The organism is Aliiglaciecola sp. (assembly GCF_039982535.1).
Classification (GTDB): domain Bacteria; phylum Pseudomonadota; class Gammaproteobacteria; order Enterobacterales; family Alteromonadaceae; genus Aliiglaciecola.
This window is the reverse complement of sequence record NZ_JBDWYG010000069.1, coordinates 94,159-117,515: the sequence shown is the minus strand read 5'-3', so window position 1 is coordinate 117,515 and position 23,357 is coordinate 94,159. Positions and strand designations below refer to the sequence as shown.

Below are 23,357 nucleotides of genomic sequence, written 5' to 3'. Positions count from 1 at the left end.
AATAACAGCATGCACATTCGTTAGCTTTTCTGTTACTGAATCCACAGCTCTAATTGTTGCTGCATATAATCAGCGATCATTGGTTGAGCTTGCAAATTGGGGTGGATGCCATCTTTTTGCATTAACGATTTATCTAGGGCAATGTCCTGCAAAAAGAACGGAACTAATGGAATATCATTTTGCTCGGATAAGTCAGTGAACATTCCGGTAAACATCTGATTATATCTGCGACCGTAATTCGTGGGGATCTGCATTTGCTGTAAGATTATTGTCATTCCTTGCTGCTGAGCAATATCTATCATCCCTTGAATATTGTCACGCATCTTTTTCACCGGATGACCTTGTAATCCGTCATTTCCGCCCAATTCAATATATAAATGGGTTGGAGCGTGTTGCTCAAGCAATCTAGGCAGTCGCGCTAGGGCACCATCAGTGGTTTCACCGCTTATTGCGGCGTTTACAACGCTTATGCCTTGGTTTTTCCACGCATTTTGTAACAAACTAACCCAACCTTGCTCTTGCGTTAGTCCATAAGCCGCGCTTAAGCTATCGCCTAAGATCAGTATTTTTACCGGTTGCGGATTGTCAGCTTGTTGAGCTTGTAAGTGATCTGAAATACTCAGTAAAAGTATAACTATTAACCCAACATTGAACAGACGAATTCTGTCTCTTTTAAACCATAAGTGCACTATGACATCAACTCCAAATGTAATGATAGAAACTAAACAAATCACCAAAGTAGTAAGTACGAGCGAAGGTGAACTTCAGATCCTTCAACCAATTAGTTTTAAAGTCAAGGCTGGTGAGTCAGTTGCCATTATTGGTGCGTCAGGTTCCGGTAAATCAACATTGTTGAGTTTACTGGCTGGACTGGATCAAGTGACTGATGGCGAAATCTACTTAGCGGGCTCACCTTTGCATTCTTTGGATGAAGAACAGCGAGCTAGATTGCGTGGTGAAAAAGTCGGATTTATTTTTCAAAGTTTTATGTTAGTTCAGAGTCTAACCGCGCTAGAAAACATTATGTTACCAGCTGAAATTGCCGGCTTAGATAACGCTAAACAACTTGGTCAAGAGATTCTTGAACAAGTGGGCTTGGCTCACCGTGGTAATCATTATCCTAATCAGTTATCTGGTGGTGAGCAACAACGTGTGGCCATTGCTCGTGCCTTTATTACTAAACCGAAGATTTTATTTGCTGACGAACCAACGGGTAACTTAGATTCAGCTAACAGTGAAAAAGTGGAATCTTTGTTGTTCGAATTAAATCGCGATTCAGACACAACCTTAGTGCTAGTGACCCATGATCCGGTACTGGCAAAACAGTGCCAGCGTCAACTTAATATGCAAGGGGGAGTGTTAACCGAGGTGACTTCTGATCCTCAGGACACTCAACCAGACCAGCAACAACAGGCTAGTTAATCATGAAATATGGATTTAATTTAGCTTGGCGATTGTTCAAGCACGAAGCAAAGCGAGGCGAGCTGACGATAATTCTGTTTGCGATTATTTTGTCTGTGGCAGCAGTATTGTCTCTATCATTGTTCAGTGAGCGTCTGCAAGGTGCACTAACCGCAAAGTCTGCAGAGTTTATCGCCGCAGATCGACGCCTAGAGTCGGATAAGCCGGTTGATCCAGCATGGATATCAAAAGCCAAAGAGTTAGGCTTAGAAACCACACAGCAAGTGTATGCCCGCTCCATGGTGTTTGGTAACGAGCAAATGACCCTAACCAGTCTGCGCGCCGCCGATGATGGTTATCCCTTAAAAGGCGAGTTAAAAACCTCCACAGAGGCCTTTGGCTTAGGTGAGGTGACCGCTGAATTACCTGCCTCAGGAGAAGCCTGGGCTGAGTCATTGTTATTACAAAAACTTGGTTTAAAACTCGGTGATAAAATTGAGGTGGGAGACAAAGAATTTAGTTTAACTCGGGTGATAACCGATGTACCCGATTCTGGCTTTAGTGTCTTTGGCGGAAACCCTAAAGTGCTCATTGGCCTTCAAGACTTAGCTGCCACCCATATAACGGGCCCGGGCAGCAGAATTGACTATACCTACTTCTTTGTCGGCAATAGCAGTGATTTAGATGATTATTATGATTGGTTACGACCCCAATTAAATCGGGAAATTCATTCTTGGCAATCTGTAGAAGATGATGACTCGCGACTTGGTCGCTCTGTGGGTAGGGCCGAGCAGTATTTTTTACTGGCTAGTTTGTTGGCTATCGTCTTAGCCGCGGTGTCTATTGCTGTTGCTGCACAGCGCTACAGCCAACGACATTATGATCCTGTGGCAATTATGAAAACCCTAGGGGCCAGTAAACAATTGGTACAACGAATTTATCTGTACCAAATATCTTTTATCACTGTGTTAGGCATTGTGTTAGGTACTGTGGCTGGATTTATTATTCAACAACTGGTGGTGTTAGCCATTGCCGATAAAGTGAATGTGTCCATTGACGTCTGGCACTGGCGACCTTTAATTATTGCGGTTTTCACTGGAATGATTTGTGCGGTCTTATTTTCACTGTACCCATTGTTAAAACTATTTTCGGTGCCACCACTGCGAGTTCTTAGACGGGATCTCGGAGCAGGGATGAGTTCACGGGTATTGCAGTTTGCGGCCACCGGTTCAGCTATTTTATTGTTGATGTGGGCGTACAGTCAGGACTTGAAAATTAGCTTAATCCTGTTTGTCTCAGGTATTGTTTTGGTCTGTGCATTATTGGCTATTACCTATGGCCTTATCGCTGTGGGGCGAAAGCTCGGACAGGGTAAAATGGGGGCGTGGCAATTAGCTTGGGCCAGAATTAAAAGACGGGCTATGGATAACAGTGTTCAGTTAATTAGTTTCTCAGTGACTATCATGCTGTTACTTGTGGTCTTGGTTATGCGTAACGATATGGTTTCACAATGGCGAGACCAGTTGCCACAAGGCACGCCTAACTATTTCATGTCAAATATTACCGAACAACAACGGCCAGCATTGGAACAACATTTTAACCAATTAGAGGTTAAAACGGATGTATTTTATCCGGTGGTACGGGCAAGGTTTGTGTCTATTAATGACGAAAAAATACGTACCGAAATCACTAAAGAAGATGAAACTCAGCAAGATAGTGGTCGTAACGGATTAGGTCGTGAGGCAAACTTAACTTGGAGTAACACACTTCAAAATGAAAATGAAATTGTCGCTGGTAAATGGTTAGACGAATGGCAACCCGGGGACGAATACGGGGTGTCTGTTGAAGAGCGACTAGCGGCAAGGTTAAACATTAAGTTAGATGACAAACTTACTTTTAATATTGGTAGTGAGGTGATTACGGTTACCGTAACCAGCCTGCGTAGTGTCAATTGGCAGACCATGCAGCCTAATTTCTTTTTTGTGTTGCAACCAGAAGCAATGCAAGAATATTTACCCACTTACATTACTAGTTTTTATGTTCCTACCGATGACAAGGCGAAAATTGCGCAACTGATGCAGCCATTTTCCAGCGTCACCCTATTTGATGTGGACGCAAGAATTAATCAATTAAGGGACATAGTCGATCAGGTGTCAGTTGCCGTTGAGTTTATTTTAGTCTTAGTGTTAATTGCCGGTTCCTTGGTATTAATCGCACAGGTTCAGGCTAGCATGGACGAACGACAGCAAGAATTAGCGATTTTACGTACCTTAGGGGCAAAAGGTAGCTTAATACGCGCCAGCGTGATTTACGAGTTCTTGATCATCGGCTCAGTGGCGGGCCTCATGGCGGCGTTTGCTAATGAGTTCACTCTGTATCTATTGCAGTCACAAATTTTTGAAATGCAGGGTAAGTTGCATTTTGAATACTGGATTATTGCCCCCCTTGTTGGTGCGATAACGGTGGGATTGTTAGGGGCTGCTGGGTGTTGGCGCTTGTTGGCGTTGAATACCAGTCAATTATTGCGAAAGATGGTTTAATCGATTTTCTAAAACCATAAACTAAAAAAGGGCAATTTGCCCTTTTTTAGTATCTGTATAACAAAAAACAGGTTTTATTCTTTGGTACAGGACAAACACAGGGAAACAGAATCAGAAAATCGCAAAGCATGGGGCTTGTCTACTTCAGCTTCGGCGTAAATCACCCAAGGGTGCTCGGCGGCAATTTCAAGAACGTCAGAGGTTAGCTTTTCCAATAAAGAAAAACGGTTATCTTCGACTAACTTAATAATGCGCTTAGTGATGATTTTATAATTTAACGCATCTTCCATATCGTCTGAGTCAGTGGCTTGTTCGGCATTATAATGAATCTTCACATTTACGATAACGTCTTGTTTGTTCACTATTTCATCTTCATTAATACCAATGTAAGTGCGTAACCTAAGGTTTTTAATTCTAATAGTGGCTGGATTCAGCTTCATTTATTGTTACTTCCTTAAAAATCGCGAAATGTTGTCTAATCGTTGTGTTTTCAATGGCGCTATTATCTGCTAGTTTGTCAGCCAACATCAAATAATCCAATGTGAATCTGTATGGAAACTAAGTCGCCCACTGCGATTAAAGCAATACTCGTGTTAGCCTGTGTTGTCGTTATTTTAGCTGGAATTAAAGCTGCCAGCACAATCGTAGTTCCTTTTTTATTATCAATTTTTATAGCGATGGCATGTCATCCAATCATCCATTGGGCATCGAAATATAAGGTGCCCCGGTGGTTATCGGTCATCCTGGTTATACTATTAATTGTGATATTTGGATTTATGTTAGCAGGTTTAGTGGGTAACTCCATGGCCGAATTTCGTGAAAATATTCCTCAATACAAACAACAATTAAGTGATGAGCTGGTTTGGGTAACAACTAAGCTTGAGAGTTTGTTTAGCATTGAAGTAAATAGTGATTTATTAGTTTCTTATTTAGACCCGGGCATCGCCATGAGTATGGCAACCAATATACTTACCAGCTTTGGTAGCGTATTAACCAATTTTCTACTGATCATTCTAACCGTTGTGTTTATGTTATTTGAAGCCGACTCTGTGCCTAAAAAAGTGCATATCGCCCTTGATGATCCATCTATGAAAATTCAGCAGATCGACAAATTTTTAGTCTCGGTTAAAAATTATTTGGTGATCAAAACCATCGTCAGTATTGGTACCGGAACCGTGATTGGTCTTTGGTTGTATTTCCTAGGACTTGACCACTTTATGTTGTGGGCGGTGTTAGCATTTTTATTAAATTATATTCCAAATATAGGATCTATTATTGCCGCAGTGCCAGCTGTGCTTCTTGCGTTTGTGCAATTGGGCCCTGGTGTAGCCGGACTCACCGCTATTGGTTATGTGGTCACCAATACTGTAATGGGCAATGTGGTTGAGCCTAAATTTTTGGGTAGGGGATTGGGTTTATCTACCTTAGTGGTGTTTTTATCATTGATTTTTTGGGGATGGTTATTGGGTACGGTAGGGATGCTATTGTCTGTGCCGCTAACTATGATCGTAAAAATAGCACTAGAGTCGAATGAGGACAGTCGTTGGATTGCGGTCTTGTTAGACAGTGAAGATATTCCCGAAGAGCAACAACAAGAATCGGCTGATGTTAATCAGGTGCCTGAGTAAAGGTCATTTCAATTCTGGCTCCACCTAGAGTGGAGTCAGTAATTTCCATCTTACCGTGATAAGCAGTGATGAGATCGCTGACCACTGCCATACCAATGCCTTGACCTTCTTGATAGCTATCTAAGCGTTTTCCTCGGTGCAGTAATTCCTGACGATGCTGAGGCTCAATACCTTTACCATCATCTTCTACGGTAATAAATAAACGATTATTGTTTTGCTGTGCGGATACTTTGACTCGGGATTTTGCGGCTTTGCAGGCGTTATCCATTAAATTTCCAAGTAATTCCATTAAATCCGTTTGGTCGCCTTTAAATTGGCATTTCTCATCAACCTGTATGTTGATGGTTAAATGCTTATCTGCATGCACTTTAGCCATCGCTGACTGCAGTTTTTGCACTATGGTCAATACACATATCCCTTGCTCCCAACCACTGCCAGCACCGGCTACTGCGCGCTTCAATTGGCGTTGAATAATATTGTCTATTTGCGAAAGAGGCTCGTTGGCAGAGTGGGGTAAGTTAGGGTTACCGGTCAGCACGGCCAAAGGTGTTTTTAGGCTGTGGGCGAGGTCACTAAGACTATTTTTGTAGCGACTACGTTGTTGTTGTTCGGTATCCAGTAGGTGATTAATACTGCGCTTTAGCTTTTCCAATTCAGGGGGATAAGTTTGTTGTAATCGCTGAATATCGCCTTCTTCGGTTTTTTTAATTTGCGTAATTAAAGCATTTATTGGACTCAATGCCATGTTCAAACTGGCAATAAGCACAATTAAAAGTAACAAAGCTAAAAAGCCGAGCCAATACCAAAGGGTATTTGAAAAAGCGTCGCGTTCTTTTTCAAAAGTGAGTTGATCTTGGACGATGAAAAAACTCACTGGTACAAAGTCGACATCCCCTTCGAATTCAGCAGTGTAGGAATATAAAAAATAATCTTTATCCATGGCAAAATCAGTTAAGAATATTTCTTTACCGATAATAGGCGCATCTAACCGAGGTTGTTCAGGCCAGTTTAAAGTGGATAAGGATTGCCATACGACGTCATCGTTTATTTTAATAAATGCGTACAATCCTGAACCTGGAATGTTGAGTTTGTCGTTAAACAACTGTTCTGGCATTTCTGGCTCAGCCTCTACCATTTCAAATTCAGAAATCAGAGTGAGACTTTGAATACGGAGTTGTTCGAGCATCGATTGACTCAAACTATCCGTATAGGCTTGTTCTAGGGTCATTGCGCCTAGGGGAATGAAAAGCAGCAATGCCAGCAGGGCTGCGGCAAAACTTCTTAGGCGCAGGGATAATCGGATCATAGCTCTCGATTAATTCGGTAACCACGTCCGCGTAGGGTTTCTATGGGTTTGTAGTCATTTTTCGGATCAAGTTTTTTGCGCAGTCGTCCTACAAACACTTCAATAACATTACTATCTAAATCAAAATCTTGGTCATAGATATGCTCAGTTAATTCAGTTTTAGATACTACTTTTTGCGGATTCAAGAAAAGATACTCTAACACCTTATATTCATAGGCAGTGAGTTCAAGAGATTGCCCATGTACGGTCACTTCTTCAGCTGTTGTATCTAAGGTTATGGGGCCTTTTTCAATTAACGGGTTAGCCTGTCCTGATGAGCGACGAATAAGAGCTTTTGCCCGAGCTAAGAGCTCTTCGTTGTGAAAGGGTTTGGTAAGGTAATCATCAGCACCAGCATCTAATCCTTCTACCTTCTCTTGCCAACGATCCCGCGCGGTTAAAATCAGAATAGGGCAGGTGACGTTGTTTTTACGAGCATTTTTTATCACATCAAAGCCATCGATAATAGGCAGTCCTATATCCACTATGGCTAAGTCATAAGGGTGTTCAGCTAACAAATAACTGGCTTTAGCACCATCATCGGCTAAATCTACGCTATAGCCATGCTGCTGAAGTAACTGATCTAATTGGGTCAACAATCTACTATCATCTTCGACTACAAGAATGCGCATTATTTATCTCTACTACGTTGTTTGGTTATTTTACCTGAGCGTTTATCGACATCAACCGTGACCACACGTCCGGTTTTTTGTAACACTTTTACCTTGTAGGTATTTTTGCTTTGGTTAACACGCAATACTCGGCCTCTAACCTTCTGCAGCACTTTTTCTGCGGCTTGGGCTTTATCAATGCTGCTGTTTGATTTTTCTTGCGCTGACACTTGCCCGCCGAAGCTAAGGGCAAATGCCATCAACAACAAAATCAATTTACGTCTACTGAGCACAATCAAAATGGGTTCCTGACTCGTTGGCGTTTAAATAATAACAAAAAGTTTAATGTCTTCTTGGTGAACCCTTAACCTTGACCTTCACTGTATTACCAGGATGGGATTGCATAAAGGTTTCATAAGCTGCACCTTGATAACGATATTTTACGTTATAACCTTTGATTTTTCTTACTTTTTTTGAAGTTTGATAAACCGTCTCACAATGTTGAGTGACAGAAGTACTGTACTGTGGCCCTTGGGCTTGACTTCCAATTGCGCCACCAATCACCGCACCTGTTATTGTGCTGCCGCGATTATCACCGATTACATTACCGATCACGCCGCCAATTACCGCGCCAGCAATGGTAGATTGAGCACGTTGGTGAGCGTTGTTATAGCTAACCGTTTTTTTAACTGGATAACACTGCTGTACCGGTTGTTTAACAGAAGTATATTGATAAACAGGATCAACTTTAATCACTTTTGCATAATCATAACGGCTATCGGCTAAGGCTTGAGTAGCTGATAAACCAAACAATAAGGTAGCAATTGAAATACTTTGTAAATTTAACATTATGTCTCTCCTTTGAAATCTTAGGATCATAATAGGCGAGACTAACTGAACTATAACTGAACTGAACCTTATCGATAAGTTAAGGTTGGCAGGGTTAAACTGATTGAATGTCCTCTTGCTGTAAAGGATTTACGCAGGTAGCTGAAATCGTACTATTTTTATTTTTGGTGTAAATGTGTATTTCTAAATCCATATTTCTCAGTTTGTACCACAGATCTAGATTATCCTCACCTGGACAAATTATTTGCTGTAAATACTGTTCTTGCACATTTTTGGCTAAATCCAGTTTCTGAGGAATTTTAATAAAAGCTCTTACTTCACCAAAAGAGGTGTTCGAACCTTGATAATGCCAATCACCTAAATGTAAAGCTGAGTAGAAGGTTCTATCCACGGTTTCCAGAGTTTGTGGGTCTGCTTGGTAGCTATCTTTATCGGCAAATCGTACAATTTTCATCGAGAACAATTGATTACAGGCAGAAATGCTCAACATGATCACACAAAGCAAAGTAGCTCTTTTAATTAATTTAAGCGTAAACTTGTGTGTGTTTTTCATTGGCTAAACTCCCGTTATTACACAGGATATCGGCTTGCAATTAAAAACCTTGAATGGCACAAACTGGCGAGGTGTTGTTTTAGCTAAACGAACGTTCGGTTAGCTAGAGATAGTTATTCTGTGTATCTGGGCGTCGTTAATTAAGCATGAGTGTCTAGGGAAATTCGTCTAGGGTAATTCGGTTAATCGAAGTCGACTTTTTTTCGTAGGGATTTGGTTTTTCCGGCTTTTTTCTTACTTTCCACTCGCCGTATTTGGGAAGACTTGGTGGGTTTGGTGGCGCGCCTAGGCTTGGGTTTTTCACCGGCTTTTTTAATAATCTCAACTAACCGAGTGATGGCATCTTCACGGTTTTGTTCCTGAGTACGGTAGTTTTGCGCCTTGATAACTAGGATACCGTCATTGGTAATACGGCTGTCTTTGCTGTTGAGTAAACTGGTTTTGTAAAACTCCGGCAAGCTCGAGGCGTTAACATCAAAGCGTAGGTGGATGGCGCTGGAGACTTTATTCACATTTTGGCCGCCAGCACCTTGGGCACGAATAGCACTCATATCAAACTGATCGTCTGATATGCTCAAGTGTTCTGTTATCTCTATTCGTGCCATGTTTTGCTACCTAGGGTAATGTTTGTGAAAATGGTTTAACCACAACATTTTTAAATACTCCAGCACCTATGTAAGGGTCGGTATCAGCCCACTGTTGTGCGGCGCTTAAACTATCAAATTCAGCGATGATCACTGAACCGGTAAATCCAGATTCACCTGGGGTTGGGCTATCAATTGCCGGGCAGGGGCCTGCGACCACTAAACGACCTTGCTGTTTGAGCGACTCTAACCTTTCTAAATGGGCCGGGCGGACGCTTAGTCTCAACGGCAAACTATTGGCTACATCTTCAGCGTAAATGACATACAACATTGAATTATCCTTCTTATCAAATCAGTTATTTATGGGTAGCCGCTTTCATGTCAGAGACAAAGCTTGCCAGTTGTTCGATCATTTTACTCGGATTATCCAGGTTTTGTTCGATTATGTTGACCGTGGCAGAGCCGGAAATGGCACCCGCAGCGCCTGCGCTTATCGCTTCAGTAACTTGTGCAGGTTTTGATATACCAAAGCCCAATAATGGCGGAGCTACTTTGTATTGAGTTAGCTTAGCAATTAATTCATCAGCTGGAATAGTCGCGGCCGTTTCTGCCCCTGTAACACCGGCTCGGCCGAGTAAATAAGTGTAACCCGTGGACTTATGACCAATCTCTGCAAGGGTTTCGTCACTGGCATTAGGCGGCGCGATCAATATTTGATTAATATTGTTGGCTTCAGCGACGTCGATAAATCGTTGTGCTTCGCGAAGAGGCACATCGGCAATTAGAATGGAGTCAACACCGGCAGCGTTCGCTGCTTGATAAAACTCAGGCAAGCCTTTTTTAATCACAAGGTTGCTATATAACAACAGGCCAATGGGAACCTCTGGAAATATATCGCGAATTTGTTTAATCACTTCAAAACAATCTGCTGGAGTGATTTTATTGTCTAGGGCGCGAATACTGGCTTTTTGAATAGTGGGACCATCGGCAATAGGATCAGAGTAAGGAATACCTAACTCTAGGGCGTCGGCTCCACTTTCTACCAGGGTCTTAATAATATTAAATGAGGTTTCTTTGTCTGGATCACCTAACATCACGAAGGGCACGAAGGCTCCTTGATTATCCTTATTTAGGCGTTCAAACATGTTGTCATAACGGCTCATTCTTGTTCTCCCAAAATGTTGTAAACGTGGGCTAAATCTTTGTCACCTCGGCCAGATAGGTTCACCACTATAATGGTTTCCTCTTCTGCTTCATCTGCCATATTTAAGGCATGGGCGAGGGCATGGGAAGACTCAAGGGCTGGAATAATTCCTTCTTTACGGGCAAGTAATTGAAACGCATTTAAGGCTTCATCATCAGTTACAGCTGCGTACTCTGCGCGACCAATATCATGTAAATGAGCATGTTGCGGACCTACGGCTGGGTAATCTAAACCCGCGGAAACCGAATAAGACTCTTCAATTTGTCCGTCGTTATCTTGCATGATATAGCTGTAGGCTCCGTGTAATACACCTTTGCTACCTGTACAGATGGCTGCACCGTGATCTGGTGTGTGGATCCCTTTACCAGCAGGCTCTACACCCACTAAACGTACACTAGGCTCATCAATGAAATCAGCAAACATACCTATGGCATTGGAGCCACCGCCTACACACGCCACAACCGCATCGGGTAAACGACCCTCTTTTTCCATGATTTGAGCACGGGTTTCTTCGCCAATCATACGGTGAAATTCACGTACGATGGTAGGGAAAGGGTGAGGTCCGGCAGCAGTACCAAGTAAATAATGGGCTTTGTCGTAAGTGGCAGACCAATCACGCATAGCTTCATTAACGGCATCCTTCAAAGTACCTGAACCGGCATTTACGGGAATGACTTCTGCACCCATCAAACGCATACGGAACACATTTGGCGCTTGACGTTCTACGTCTTTGGCACCCATGTAAATCCGTGCTTTTAAGCCCATTAATGCACAGGCTAAGGCCGTGGCTACGCCGTGCTGACCCGCGCCAGTTTCAGCAATAACTTCGGTTTTGCCCATACGTTTAGTTAAAATCGCTTGGCCCAATACTTGATTGGTTTTATGGGCACCGCCATGTAACAAGTCTTCGCGCTTCAAGTACAGTTTGACCTTAGGGTTGCTCACCAAGTTTTTGGTCAGGGTCATGGAGGTTGGACGACCGGCATAGTCTTTTAAAAGACCATTAAATTCTTCCACAAAACTAGGATCATTTTGTGCGTCGATAAAGGCTTGCTCGAGTTGATCTAATGCGGGTATGAGCAATTCTGGTACATACATACCCCCGTACTCGCCAAATTTACTGTCTAAGTGATTCATGTTGCTCTCTTATCTATAATATTTGTTTAACGTGATTATTTGTCTTTGGGCTAGTATTCAACTGGTGTTGAATTAAACTTTAATAGCGCCGCAATAGATCAAATAATTGGCTAATCTTTTGTTGATCTTTAATGCCTGGGGCAGTTTCCACCCCTGAGTTAGCATCAAGCCCTAATACGTTAGTTGCTCGGGCTTGTTGAATGTTTTGAGGACTCAGCCCGCCAGCTAACATCACATTATTGTTATCTGGTAATTGGGATAACAATTGCCAATCAAATTGTTGTCCCGTGCCGCCGGTTTGCTCGCCCACTTTACAATCAAGTAAAAATCTATCGACTTGTGCTAAATCTAGCGCAGGTAAGGTATCTGTCACACCAAATGCTTTCCAAATTTCACATTTGCTGTCCAATTGAGTACGCAAGTTATCAATAAAAGTTTGATCTTCGTTGCCGTGCAATTGCACTGCAGCTAAATTTAACTGATTGGCATACTCTACAATAGTGTCGATGGTTTCATTTACGAATACCCCGACATAATGGAAAGGGATAGCTTCAACAATCTCCTTTGCTTGCTCAAGGGTGATAGCCCGTGGGGATTTTTCAGCGAAAATTAAACCGCCAAAGGTTGCACCACTGCTGGCGACGACTTGGGCATCTTCTACCTTGGTTATCCCGCAAATTTTGACATCGCCATAAACTAGCTTTTTAACAGCGTTGGTAACATCGTCTTCTTCCATGACAGAGCTGCCAACCAAAAAGCCATCGACTAGGGGGGCAAGTCTGCGCACATCTTTAGTGGTATAAATTCCCGACTCAGATATCACTACACATTGGTGCTGACTCTGTTTAATTAGGGGAACTAAGCGTTCAGTTGTGGCTAAATTAGTGCTCAAATCTCGTAAATCACGATTATTAATGCCAATGATTTTCGCGCCTAGAGCTAGGGCTCTATGGACTTCTTCTTCATTACTGACTTCCGTTAAAACATCGAGTTGATATTGTTCGGCTAGGGCAGCAAGTTGAGCATATTCTTGATCATTAAGCACTGATAACATCAGCAATACCGCATCAGCATTGTGATGCCGGGCTAAATATATTTGATAAGGGTCGACAAAAAAATCTTTGTTTAATACCGGTTGGCTGACCCGCGCACGAACATACTCTAGGTACTCAAACTTACCTTGAAAATACTTTTCATCGGTTAATACTGAAATACAGGCAGCGTAGGGACCATAGGCGGCAATAATATCATCGAGATTGAAATCGTCTCGGATCAACCCTTTTGAGGGAGAGGCTTTTTTGCATTCAAGTACATAGCCCGCATTCGGTTGCGATAGGGCTTGGTAAAAGCTGCGATCTGAAGGCGTCAACGAGTCTTTAAAGGATGACAGCGGCAGATCTAATTTTCGTTGCACCAATTCTTCTCGTTTATTGGCGACTATTTTTTCTAGTACATTTGCCACTTACTGGACTCCTTGTTGACTGATCTCGGCGGCCGCTAATATGGTATTTAATGACTGTTTGGATTGCATGGCCTCGATTGCCATCTCCGCACCTTGTTCATAAGTGGATGCTAAACCGGTTAATTTCAACAGTGCGCCCGCATTCATGGCAACTGCCGATTGATGGGCAATCTGACCCTTGCCGGTTAATACCGCTTCGATCAATGCCTTATTCTCTTCCGGCTCACCGCCTTTAATACTTTCTAGGGAGTGTTGTTGCAAACCAAAATCAGCTGGGGTGACAGTGTATTGGTTAATTTCCCCATTTTTGAGCTCTGCCACTTGCGACGGACCGTGTAAAGCTAATTCGTCTAAGCCACTGCCATGGACTACAAGGGCGTGTTCGTAACCCAATAATTTTAGGGTTTTAGCAAATGGCATTACCCATTCTGGGGCGTACACGCCAATCATCATATGAGTTGGTTTGCCAGGATTTGCTAAGGGGCCAAGTAAATTAAACAAAGTCCGAGTTTTTAAGGTGGTTCTGACTGGCATCGCAAATTTAATTCCAGCATGGTAATTGGGAGCAAACAGGAAACATAAATTTGCATCATCGAGGCAGTTTTTTGCTGTTTGCGCACTCATGCTGAGATCCATACCAAACTCTCGAAACAAGTCAGCGGAACCTGATTTGCTTGAGACACTGCGATTGCCATGTTTTGCCACTTTAACTCCACAACTCGCGGCGACTATGGCTGCTGCTGAGGAAATGTTAATAGTGTTGTGGCCATCTCCTCCGGTTCCTACAATATCTGCAAAGGGGTAATCAGGACGAGGGAAGGGCGCTGCATTATTGATTAATGCCGCCGCTGCACCGGCAATTTCCGCAGGCTTTTCACCTTTTATCTTCAGGGCAGTTAACATGGATGAAATAACGATGTCATTTAATTCGCCTTTCACCACCATTGAGAATAGGGCTTCGCAGTCTTGTTGCGATAAATCCTGACCGAGGTATAGCGATTCCAAATGGGAAAGAGTATTGATAGTCATGTTTATGCCTTTTGCGTTAAATAACGAATGCTTTGTTCAAGAAGTTGACTGCCGTGGGATGTCAAAATGGATTCAGGGTGAAATTGAAAGCCCAACATTCTATCGGCAGGATGATACACACACATGGGAATACCTTCAAAGTTGGCAATGACATTTAATTCACTAGGAATGTCACTCACCACTAAAGAATGATAACGCGCCACTGGCAATGGGTTGGATAAACCTGAGAACAGGGGACTATTGTCATGCTCAATATAAGAGGCTTTGCCATGCATCACTTGTTCTGCACGAATAACTTTTCCGCCGTAGGATTTCACAATGGCTTGGTGGCCCAAACAAATCCCTAACACTGGGAATTGGCCTTTTATCAGGTCAATCAGCTCCAGCAAACAACCGGCTTGCGATGGTTCACCTGGCCCTGGTGACAATAGTAATAGTACTTCTGTATCTTGGGCTTTTTGTTGCATCTGAGAGTAGATCATTTGTGCCGAAACCGAGTTTCGATAAATAATTAAATCCATTCCCATGCCACGAAGCTCATCAACAAGGTTGTAAGTAAAAGAATCATAATTATCGAGTAGGAACACACTTATTGGACGGCTCATAAATGCTTCTCCTTAGTATGGGCACTAACAATCGCAGTAATCACCGCTTGTGCTTTACCACGGGTTTCGTCAGCCTCAGATTGAGGATCTGAGTCGTAAACCACGCCAGCTCCGGCTTGGATATAGGCAATGTCATTTTTAACAAATGCTGAACGAATGACGATACAGGTATCCATGTCGCCATTGCCATTGATATAACCGACTGCGCCGCCATAACTGCCTCGGCGCTTTTTCTCTACTTCACGTATGAGCGAAGCGGCACTGACCTTAGGCGCGCCAACTAGCGTGCCCATATTCATGCAGGCTGCATAGGCGTGTAGGGCATCTAAGTCGTCTCTTAATTGGCCTACCACACGACTAACTAAATGCATTACATGGGAATATCGGTCAACTTTTAGCAAGTCTTTTACAAAGCGAGTACCGGGTTGGGAAACTTTGGCTACGTCATTTCGCGCTAAGTCCACAAGCATCAAATGTTCGGCTTTTTCTTTTTGGTCTTCACGCAGATTAAGTTCAATGCGGCTATCCAAATCTACATTGATACTGCCATCGGCATGTTTGCCCCTTGGGCGAGTCCCTGCTATGGGATAAATCTCAACCTGATTACTGTGTTTGTCGTATTTTAAAGCGGACTCTGGTGAGGCTCCAAACATACAAAAATCATCATCTTGCAGGAAAAACATATAGGGACTTGGATTTTGTTTCTTCAAATTTGCATAGGCAGCGTATGGGGCGGTGCAAGGTAATTTGAAGGTGCGCGAGGGAACAACTTGGAAAATATCTCCAGCCAAGATATGTTCTTTAAGGTTCAACACATCTTGTTTGTATTCTTCGTCTGACTTATCCACTTCCAACTGCATGTCAGTGACTGTGGGAGTGGGCTGAACCGACTGCGTATCGAGTTGGTTTAAATGGCTAATGGTTTCTTCTAATTGTTGATTGACAGAAAAATAGCTACTGCTTACATTTTTGCCGCTAAAGACGGTACTGATAACTTCTGTGGTTTGCAGTTGATGGTCGATAACCAATAAAGATTGGGCTAGATAAAACACGAAGTCGGGACAGGTATTTTCGCTGTCAGGCACATCGGGTAGGGTTTCAAAGCTGGCCAATAAATCGTAAGCAAACGCGCCACCTAGGAACAAATTTTGTGGGTGTTGGCGCAAACAATGAATATTTTTGACGATTAAGCGCAGCGCATCAAATACCGCGGGTGCTTTTAAACGAGCATCTTCATCAAGATTTGCATCGGGAATGGAAAAGGTCAATGTAAGGGCGTTATTTTTGGCGTCTGGGGTGGCGATTACACCATCAGGAAGATGCTCTTCAAACAATGGCAACACAGAGGCCCCGTTGTCGTTTAGCCCTTGAATAAGTACTGTATGCCCATGACAAGTTAACTTTAGGGCTGCATCGAGCAAGATTAAACTTTTTAAATTATCCTTGCTGTCAATCTCCGCAGACTCAAGTAATAACGTATTTGTTTTACTTTTGCATAACTGTTGGTAGGCGCTGAGTGGATCGGCTACATAAGGTCCATGTTTAACAATGGTTTCGGCAATTCCAGGTTTTTCACTTAGTTGAGTTAAACTCATGTTTTACTTCTCAAGTTTGATTTTAATGTTAACGCGTTTGCGGGCAGATACGAAAAAGGCCCGATAAACGGGCCTCTTAATAATTATTTGCTACACACAAACACTCACAGCCCGCTAGTTAGGGATGTGCCACCACCAGATTTTGCTATTTGTGGAAAAAGTTGTATGTGTCATTTGTCTTATTTCACTCTGTAAACAATCATTTCGCCTTAATTAAGGCTATTATGGGTCTTTTTTAGGGATTTATTCAACTCCCAAGGGATTTAACCTGAATATTTTTTGACGTTTAACATATAATAACGCCAGTACCCTTATAGAAGAAAACAATTCGCTCGTTGTGTCAATACATCGGACGATAAAAAGTTTAAAATTGCCTAATTAAAGCGTTATATGATAGAAGCCATGAAAATAGATTTGCACTGCCACAGTAGTTATTCAGACGGTCGACTGACTCCCCAAGAGCTGTTAGATCGTGCTCACAATATGCAAGTGGATGTGCTGGCATTAACCGATCATGATACGGTTAATGGGGTACAAGAATTAAAACAACATCAGCAACAATGTAAACGGCAACTAACTGTGATTGCTGGTGTTGAGTTGTCAACTAGCTGGCATGGTTTTGACATCCACATAGTTGGTTTGAATGTGGATGACAACAACGCGGAGTTTCTTGCGCGATTAAACAATCAAAGTCAACGCAGAGAGCTGCGAGGACAAAAAATCGCCCATAAATTAGACAAGGCGGGTGTGCCAGGAGTGTACGAAGTTGCAAAACGTCTTGCTGGAGTGGGACAAATCACCCGAGCTCACTTTGCCCAAGCATTAGTTAAACTAAATGTGGTATCGAGCCTGGATGAAGCCTTTAAAAAGTATTTAGGTAAGGGCAAAAAAGCCCATGTAAAACCAGAGTGGATAACTATTCCTGAAGCCGTGACTTGGATTCAAGAAGCCGGTGGTCAGGCTGTTTTAGCTCATCCTGGTCATTACGATATGACCGCAAAATGGTTACGTCGGTTAGTGGCAGAATTTAGTGAAGCTGGTGGTGATGGAATTGAAGCCAATCATATGCATTTAGCGGCAGCTAAAAGAGAATTGCTGGTGGAACTAGCCATTGAGCATCAATTATTAGCGTCTACGGGTTCGGATTTCCATTATCCAAGCCGCTGGACCGAGTTAGGTAAAAGTTTAGCCATTTCAGAGCGTTTAACCCCTGTGTGGCATGATTGGAAAAATATTCCAGAAAGATAGTCGTAAATTAGTAGAGTAACGGAAACTTATGAGCCAGTATTTTTATGTACATCCCGATAATCCTCAGCAACGGTTATTACGCCAAGCCTGTGAAATTATTCGATCCGGTGGTGTGATAGTTTATCCCACTGATTCTGGTTATGCCATTGGTTGCCAAATGGAAGACAAGTCTGCCCTTGAGCAAATTTGTCGTATACGGCAAATTGGCAAACAACATAATTTCACACTCATGTGTCGTGATATGTCTGAGCTGTCGAATTATGCTCGGGTAGACAATACCGCCTTTCGATTAATTAAAAATAATACCCCTGGGCCTTATACTTTTATCCTAAAAGCGACAAAAGAAGTGCCGAAGCGCTTACAGAATCCAAAACGAAAAACCATCGGTATTCGGGTTCCCGATAACATTATCGCTTTGCAATTGTTGGAAGAGCTAGACGAACCCTTAATGTCGACCACTTTAATTTTACCTGGCGAAACCCAAGCTGAATTTGATCCCGAAGATATTAGAGACAAATTAGAACGTCAGGTGGAGTTAATCATTAATGGTGGTTACTTAGGTGAGCAACCCACCAGTGTAATCGACATGTCTGAAGGCGGAATTGATATTATTCGTGAAGGCAGTGGCGACACTAGCGTGTTTGGTTAAGTCGAATTAACCCATGACCCAAGAGTCAACACCGAACAAGCCTCCCATTCAACAACCATTGCCACTTGCCTTTGTGAATGGCGAGGCGATGATTGATAAGCCGGAAGATTTGTATATTCCACCAGATGCGTTAGAGGTTATTTTAGAGGCCTTTGAAGGGCCACTCGATTTACTCTTGTATTTAATACGCAAACAAAAATTCGATATTGTTAATTTACCGATATTACAAATTACCCAACAATACATGGAATATGTTGAGGTAATGAAAGAAATTAAGTTAGAGCTAGCCGCTGAGTATTTATTGATGGCGGCCATTTTAGCTGAAGTGAAATCAAGGCTATTATTACCTAAGCGAGCGGATGCTGATGAGGATGAAGACGATCCCAGAGCTGAATTGATACGGCGTTTGCAGGAATATGAAGCGATAAAATTAGCAGCGCAAGAAATGGATGCGTTACCGCGAATGGAAAGGGATCTATTTGGTGCCAGTGCCGAGCCGAACGAGCAAGTAGCACCGATAAAAATACAGCCAGAAGTCAATCTGCAAGAATTAGCACTGGCGTTTCAATCGGTGATGAAAAGAGCCAAAGCCTTTGAGCATCATCAAATTGAACGGGAAGTGTTGTCGACCCGGGAGCGTATGAGCAGAATTTTAGAATTGTTAAATAAAAACAATTTTCTTGGTTTCGAAACCTTATTTTTAGTTTCCGAAGGGAAAGCTGGAGTGGTGGTGACTTTCTTAGCTATTTTAGAGCTGGTAAAAGAAAGTTTGGTAGAATTGGTGCAAGCACAACCCTTTAGTCAGATACATCTAAAGCTACGAGAAACAGAAGAGGATGCATGGCAAGGTTAACCGATGAACAATTGAAGCAAATTGTTGAAGCAGCCATTTTTGTTGCCGACCAGCCATTGAGCAAGGAAAAGTTGCAAACCACGGTACTGGATGGTTTGAGAGTGTCTAACAAAAAGCTTGATGCTGCCCTTGCTGAGTTAACCTTGGATTATGCGCCTCGTGGTATTCAACTGATTGAAGTGGCATCGGGTTTTCGCTTTCAATCGTTGGATAGTTTGAGTCCATGGCTAAGTAAATTATGGCAAGAACAAGCCCCACGTTATTCACGTGCGCTTTTGGAAACACTGTCTTTAATTGCCTATCGACAACCTATCACCCGAGGGGAGATAGAAGATGTGCGTGGGGTGTCAGTGAGTAGCCATATTATTAAGACCTTAACTGAAAGAGAGTGGATTAAAGTGGTTGGTCATAAAGAAGTGCCAGGTCGACCTTCGCTCTACGCGACTACTAAAGGTTTTTTAGATTATTTTGGGGTGAAAAGTTTAGCTGATTTGCCACCCATGCAAAGTATTGATGTGCTTCCAGAATTGGAGCAGAAACAACAAGATGAACAGCGACTAAAAGCGGTGGCTGAACAAATGAAATCAGATACAGTGTCTCAAGATTCAGCGCCAAATTTGGCTGACCTAGGACCCAATAAAGAGCAATTACATTAATGAGTGAAAAACTGCAAAAAGTACTAGCTAACGCTGGTCAAGGTTCCCGTCGTGAGATGGAAAAATGGATAGAGCAGGGGCGTATTTCGGTAAACGGCAATGTCGCTACTTTGGGGGATCGTGTTGAAGTTACCGATCAGATTAGAGTGGATGGCCAGATATTAACCGTGGCCCAAGAAAAGCCCGTTTGCCGTGTGCTAATGTACAATAAACCTGAAGGAGAGTTGTGTAGCCGCAAGGATCCTGAGGGACGGGCAACGGTATTTGACCGCTTACCTAAAATTGCCAATGGTCGCTGGATAGCGGTGGGGCGATTAGATATTAACACCAGTGGTTTGTTATTATTTACCAATGATGGTGAGTTGGCCAACCGTTTAATGCACCCTAAACATGAAATTGAACGAGAGTACGCAGTACGCGTATTCGGTGAAGTGGATGAGAAAGTCATAGCACAGCTTAAAAAAGGCGTAGAGCTTGAAGATGGTGTGGCTAAATTTACCACTATAAGACGACGTCCTGGCGATGATGAAAGTCTAAACTCGTGGTTTAGCGTGACATTATCTGAAGGCCGAAATCGCGAAGTACGCCGCTTATGGGAATCTCAGGGCATGCAAGTAAGCCGTTTGATCAGAGTAAGCTACGGCGGTTTAGAGCTGCAAAAACGTCTACCTCAAGGGGGGTGGATTGAATTACCCTTAGAAGATTTGAACCCTTTGCGTCAATCAGTACAGTTACCTAATGAAACTGAAAGTTTGATCAATGAAAAACGCAATAAACTCGACCATGTGCGTATCAGCCGCATGCGCCGCTCAGTTAAAAAGCACAAACTTAATAAAAACTTAAAAAGACGAAAGTAGTCTTTTAAACGCGATGAAGCACCTATAGATTCAAGTCGTAGGTGCTTTTTTTATGAAGCAGGGTAATTTACAAACAAATAATCAGTAAACCAATCGAACAGGCTAAGCCTATTGACCACACCACACTTCTCAGTACATGAATGTCTAGCCAATAACAAATAGCATAGATCAAACGTGAAACAACAAATCCAATGGCTAAATATTGAGGGATGTCACCCACATTTCGAGTGATCAGGGCAGTTAATGCGCCAGGAATAAACATCATCAATGCTTCAAAGCTATTTTCATGGACCGCCCGTGCTCTTGCACCAAAACCAGTGAGTTTACTTTGTTGTTCTCTCGGGTTTCGGTTGTCGTATCCCCCCATTTTATTTTGTGCAAACGCTAAGGGTGCTTTGAATAAAATAGGCATTATAGTGGCAATAATTAAACAGATTATTATGGTGTTCATAGGGTTCTCAAGTAACAGATAATGTTGTATCGGTTTTTACATTAACATTATCGTCTTCGATCAAACAAACTGATATTCATTCACTTTTATTTGCTTGCAGCTATACAAACACTAAAAGGATAAATAAAAAAAGGCCGCTCACACTTAGAAGTATAGAGCGGCCGAATAGTCGGGAATGACATTGGGTACAGTTATAAAATTAACTTATTTTTCGTCGTCGAATTGAAATTCAATTTTGTTTAGTAATTGAGCATCATCAATGTTTAGCTCAACTTCACGATACAGTATGATTTGTCCGCTTACGGTAGCACTGTGTTTTATACTCAATGTGGGAACCGACTGGTTGCTATTGTTGCCATTGTTTTTATGAAAGATAATGTCACCAAGTACCTGGGTATTATTGGTTAACAGAATATCGCCAGTATGAGTGTGAACAGAGCCCTCTACTAAAACACCATTTAACTTTATCTCACCGTTGATGGTTTCAACATCTTCAGCCACGTTTGAAAAAGCTTGTAAACTAATATCGCCGTTAACGGTTTTGACAACTCCGGCACTGCTAAAGTGTTGTTCAGCAGAAATGTCACCATTCACTGTTGTGGCATTTTGAACAGATACGTATTCGCCCATTTCAATACTGCCATTAACCGTGTCGACCGTGCGCGCTGTAACGTCATCGTGTAATTGGATGCTGCCATTTACGGAGCTTACATTAGAAACATGCTTACCTTGTGAGACTTCTAAACCACCAAATACGCTACTTACGCTATTGCCACTTGAGGTATCGTTACTTCCGCCTCCAACATGAATAATACAACCTGACAAAATTACCACTGCTGAGCTGGCGATTATTGCTTGTGAAAGTGTTTTTAATGGCTTGGCGATTAACATAAAATTCCTAGTAAGTATAATTTTGATAGTTTGAGTGTTATTTTTAGCAGAAGTTGCAGAACTCAGGCCATGTTTTTAACATGTTGATTTTATTAATGTATTTTGTTTGGTGAAATGAAAAAATTCATATTATTAGGCAAAATAACAATATATTAGTTAAATAACTAAAGAGCTTAGTGATTTTCGCTACAGGTTAAAAAGAGCTCGGTTGGCCAGTGTCATCATCCAACTATCAAAAACTTGATAGTTGGATGACAGCACCCCAAAAACAAAAGGCCAGTTTTATCTTACGTGTTGTTAAGAGTTAGTTTTTCTCTAGCAAGGTGATTAAGCTAGATGTGTCAAACCGGCCGCCACCGTTAGCTTGCACTTGACTATAAAATTGATCGACCAATGCGGTTAACGGCAAGTGTGCGTTAGATACCCGAGCTTGGTCTAAAACAATACCGAGATCTTTTCGCATCCAATCGACGGCAAAACCAAAATCAAACTGGTTATCTAACATGGTGCTTGCACGATTATCCATTTGCCAAGATTGCGCAGCGCCTTTGGAAATGACCTCTACTACAGCTTCTGCATCTAAACCATTTTGTTTAGCAAAGTGTAATGCTTCAGATAAACCTTGCACGACTCCTGCGATACAAATTTGATTAACCATTTTAGCCATTTGGCCGCTGCCAACAGGGCCTAATAACTTTTGCATTTTGGCGTAACAACGGATTAGAGACTCTATTTTTTGATAAATCTCTGGCTCAGTACCTATCATCACCGTGAGGGATCCGCTTTGAGCACCAGCTTGCCCACCAGAAACTGGGGCATCGGCATAACCAATGTTTTTAGACTTGCCTATCTGAGATAGCTCCTGAGCCACAGATGCGGAGGTGGTTGTATGGTCAACAAAAATGCTTCCCGTGCCCATGCTATTAAATGCGCCTTTGTCACCGATAGTAACTTCTCGTAAATCATCGTCGTTACCGACACAGGCAAATACCACATCTTTGCCCTTTGCTGCCGCTTCAGGAGTGCTGGCTTTGTCACCTTTAAATTCTTGTAACCAAAGTTCCGCTTTGTTAGGGGTACGATTATAAACGGTCACTTTGTGGCCAGCATTAGCTAAATAGCCTGCCATAGGAAAGCCCATGACGCCTAAGCCTAAAAACGCAATATTCAAAGAATGATTTTGATTGGTCATTGGAACTCCTTTTAAAT

26 protein-coding genes are annotated in these 23,357 nt (G+C 42.4%); 8 read left to right on the top strand and 18 right to left on the bottom strand.

Features of this window, described 5'->3' with window-relative positions; genetic code table 11:
• Positions 1 to 32 precede the first annotated feature (32 nt).
• Positions 33 to 689: an arylesterase gene (locus ABJV04_RS19130; RefSeq protein ID WP_348493205.1), complete on the bottom strand. Its 657-nt coding sequence runs from the start codon at positions 687 to 689 to the stop codon at positions 33 to 35.
• 22 nt (positions 690 to 711) lie between these two features.
• Between ABJV04_RS19130 and ABJV04_RS19125 the strand changes: the two genes are divergently transcribed.
• Positions 712 to 1,422 (top strand): ABC transporter ATP-binding protein, encoded by a 711-nt coding sequence (locus tag ABJV04_RS19125; RefSeq protein ID WP_348493240.1) that lies wholly within the window; start codon positions 712 to 714, stop codon positions 1,420 to 1,422.
• Between the two features lie 2 nt (positions 1,423 to 1,424).
• The gene (locus ABJV04_RS19120) at positions 1,425 to 3,941 is read left to right on the top strand and encodes an FtsX-like permease family protein (RefSeq protein ID WP_348493204.1); all 2,517 of its coding nucleotides are present in this window, start codon (positions 1,425 to 1,427) and stop codon (positions 3,939 to 3,941) included.
• Positions 3,942 to 4,015: 74 nt separating this feature from the next.
• On the opposite strand, the gene folX is transcribed toward ABJV04_RS19120, so the two are convergent.
• A complete protein-coding gene (folX, locus tag ABJV04_RS19115; RefSeq protein ID WP_348493203.1) occupies positions 4,016 to 4,381 on the bottom strand; it encodes a dihydroneopterin triphosphate 2'-epimerase in 366 nt (121 codons plus the stop codon).
• A gap of 111 nt (positions 4,382 to 4,492) precedes the next feature.
• Here folX and ABJV04_RS19110 point away from each other — a divergent pair, with 111 nt between their 5' ends.
• Complete coding sequence (locus ABJV04_RS19110; RefSeq protein ID WP_348493202.1) at positions 4,493 to 5,569, top strand: AI-2E family transporter; 1,077 nt, start codon at positions 4,493 to 4,495, stop codon at positions 5,567 to 5,569.
• Here ABJV04_RS19110 and ABJV04_RS19105 read toward each other — a convergent pair.
• The 13 genes from ABJV04_RS19105 to ABJV04_RS19045 form a co-directional block, all read right to left on the bottom strand.
• Positions 5,550 to 6,875: an ATP-binding protein gene (locus ABJV04_RS19105; protein ID WP_348493201.1), complete on the bottom strand. Its 1,326-nt coding sequence runs from the start codon at positions 6,873 to 6,875 to the stop codon at positions 5,550 to 5,552. The genes ABJV04_RS19110 and ABJV04_RS19105 overlap by 20 nt on opposite strands.
• Positions 6,872 to 7,546: a response regulator transcription factor gene (locus tag ABJV04_RS19100; protein ID WP_348493200.1), complete on the bottom strand. Its 675-nt coding sequence runs from the start codon at positions 7,544 to 7,546 to the stop codon at positions 6,872 to 6,874. The genes ABJV04_RS19105 and ABJV04_RS19100 overlap by 4 nt, the downstream gene beginning before the upstream one ends.
• Positions 7,546 to 7,818, bottom strand: coding sequence for a PepSY domain-containing protein (locus tag ABJV04_RS19095; protein ID WP_348493239.1), 273 nt, complete (start codon positions 7,816 to 7,818; stop codon positions 7,546 to 7,548). The genes ABJV04_RS19100 and ABJV04_RS19095 overlap by 1 nt, the downstream gene beginning before the upstream one ends.
• Before the next feature lie 49 nt (positions 7,819 to 7,867).
• Positions 7,868 to 8,374, bottom strand: coding sequence for a glycine zipper 2TM domain-containing protein (locus ABJV04_RS19090; RefSeq protein ID WP_348493199.1), 507 nt, complete (start codon positions 8,372 to 8,374; stop codon positions 7,868 to 7,870).
• 94 nt (positions 8,375 to 8,468) lie between these two features.
• On the bottom strand, positions 8,469 to 8,927 hold the full coding sequence (locus tag ABJV04_RS19085) for a hypothetical protein (RefSeq protein ID WP_348493198.1): 459 nt from the start codon (positions 8,925 to 8,927) through the stop codon (positions 8,469 to 8,471).
• A 182-nt stretch (positions 8,928 to 9,109) separates the two neighbouring features.
• Positions 9,110 to 9,532 (bottom strand): alternative ribosome rescue aminoacyl-tRNA hydrolase ArfB, encoded by a 423-nt coding sequence (arfB, locus tag ABJV04_RS19080; protein ID WP_348493197.1) that lies wholly within the window; start codon positions 9,530 to 9,532, stop codon positions 9,110 to 9,112.
• Between the two features lie 10 nt (positions 9,533 to 9,542).
• A complete protein-coding gene (locus ABJV04_RS19075) occupies positions 9,543 to 9,842 on the bottom strand; it encodes a YciI family protein (RefSeq protein ID WP_348493196.1) in 300 nt (99 codons plus the stop codon).
• 25 nt (positions 9,843 to 9,867) lie between these two features.
• Entirely contained in the window at positions 9,868 to 10,674 is an 807-nt protein-coding gene (gene trpA / locus ABJV04_RS19070; RefSeq protein ID WP_348493195.1) for a tryptophan synthase subunit alpha, read from the bottom strand.
• Positions 10,671 to 11,852, bottom strand: a complete 1,182-nt coding sequence (gene trpB / locus ABJV04_RS19065) for a tryptophan synthase subunit beta (protein ID WP_348493194.1) — start codon at positions 11,850 to 11,852, stop codon at positions 10,671 to 10,673. Before trpB ends, trpA begins: the two co-directional genes overlap by 4 nt.
• A 79-nt stretch (positions 11,853 to 11,931) precedes the next feature.
• Positions 11,932 to 13,314 (bottom strand): bifunctional indole-3-glycerol-phosphate synthase TrpC/phosphoribosylanthranilate isomerase TrpF, encoded by a 1,383-nt coding sequence (gene trpCF / locus ABJV04_RS19060; RefSeq protein WP_348493193.1) that lies wholly within the window; start codon positions 13,312 to 13,314, stop codon positions 11,932 to 11,934.
• Positions 13,315 to 14,343, bottom strand: coding sequence for an anthranilate phosphoribosyltransferase (trpD, locus tag ABJV04_RS19055; RefSeq protein WP_348493192.1), 1,029 nt, complete (start codon positions 14,341 to 14,343; stop codon positions 13,315 to 13,317). It abuts the gene before it with no gap.
• Positions 14,344 to 14,345: 2 nt separating this feature from the next.
• On the bottom strand, positions 14,346 to 14,948 hold the full coding sequence (locus tag ABJV04_RS19050) for an aminodeoxychorismate/anthranilate synthase component II (RefSeq protein ID WP_348493191.1): 603 nt from the start codon (positions 14,946 to 14,948) through the stop codon (positions 14,346 to 14,348).
• Positions 14,945 to 16,543, bottom strand: a complete 1,599-nt coding sequence (locus ABJV04_RS19045) for an anthranilate synthase component 1 (protein ID WP_348493190.1) — start codon at positions 16,541 to 16,543, stop codon at positions 14,945 to 14,947. Before ABJV04_RS19045 ends, ABJV04_RS19050 begins: the two co-directional genes overlap by 4 nt.
• A gap of 402 nt (positions 16,544 to 16,945) precedes the next feature.
• On the opposite strand from ABJV04_RS19045, the gene ABJV04_RS19040 reads away from it, so the two are divergent.
• From ABJV04_RS19040 to rluB, 5 genes are read left to right on the top strand one after another with little or no spacing between them, the layout of a single operon-like run.
• Positions 16,946 to 17,791: a PHP domain-containing protein gene (locus tag ABJV04_RS19040; RefSeq protein ID WP_348493189.1), complete on the top strand. Its 846-nt coding sequence runs from the start codon at positions 16,946 to 16,948 to the stop codon at positions 17,789 to 17,791.
• 28 nt (positions 17,792 to 17,819) lie between these two features.
• On the top strand, positions 17,820 to 18,440 hold the full coding sequence (locus tag ABJV04_RS19035) for an L-threonylcarbamoyladenylate synthase (protein ID WP_348493188.1): 621 nt from the start codon (positions 17,820 to 17,822) through the stop codon (positions 18,438 to 18,440).
• Positions 18,441 to 18,453: 13 nt separating this feature from the next.
• Complete coding sequence (locus ABJV04_RS19030; protein WP_348493187.1) at positions 18,454 to 19,293, top strand: ScpA family protein; 840 nt, start codon at positions 18,454 to 18,456, stop codon at positions 19,291 to 19,293.
• Positions 19,281 to 19,949, top strand: coding sequence for an SMC-Scp complex subunit ScpB (scpB, locus tag ABJV04_RS19025; protein WP_348493186.1), 669 nt, complete (start codon positions 19,281 to 19,283; stop codon positions 19,947 to 19,949). The genes ABJV04_RS19030 and scpB overlap by 13 nt, the downstream gene beginning before the upstream one ends.
• A complete protein-coding gene (rluB, locus tag ABJV04_RS19020; RefSeq protein ID WP_348493185.1) occupies positions 19,949 to 20,806 on the top strand; it encodes a 23S rRNA pseudouridine(2605) synthase RluB in 858 nt (285 codons plus the stop codon). Before scpB ends, rluB begins: the two co-directional genes overlap by 1 nt.
• A gap of 67 nt (positions 20,807 to 20,873) precedes the next feature.
• Here the strand turns inward: rluB and ABJV04_RS19015 are convergent, their stop codons facing one another.
• The 3 genes from ABJV04_RS19015 to ABJV04_RS19005 all read right to left on the bottom strand — a co-directional run bounded on the left by ABJV04_RS19015 (position 20,874) and on the right by ABJV04_RS19005 (position 23,340).
• The gene (locus tag ABJV04_RS19015) at positions 20,874 to 21,257 is read right to left on the bottom strand and encodes an MAPEG family protein (protein WP_348493184.1); all 384 of its coding nucleotides are present in this window, start codon (positions 21,255 to 21,257) and stop codon (positions 20,874 to 20,876) included.
• A 204-nt stretch (positions 21,258 to 21,461) separates the two neighbouring features.
• Positions 21,462 to 22,148, bottom strand: coding sequence for a hypothetical protein (locus tag ABJV04_RS19010; protein WP_348493183.1), 687 nt, complete (start codon positions 22,146 to 22,148; stop codon positions 21,462 to 21,464).
• Between the two features lie 304 nt (positions 22,149 to 22,452).
• The gene (locus ABJV04_RS19005) at positions 22,453 to 23,340 is read right to left on the bottom strand and encodes an NAD(P)-dependent oxidoreductase (RefSeq protein ID WP_348493182.1); all 888 of its coding nucleotides are present in this window, start codon (positions 23,338 to 23,340) and stop codon (positions 22,453 to 22,455) included.
• Positions 23,341 to 23,357: the final 17 nt, after the last annotated feature.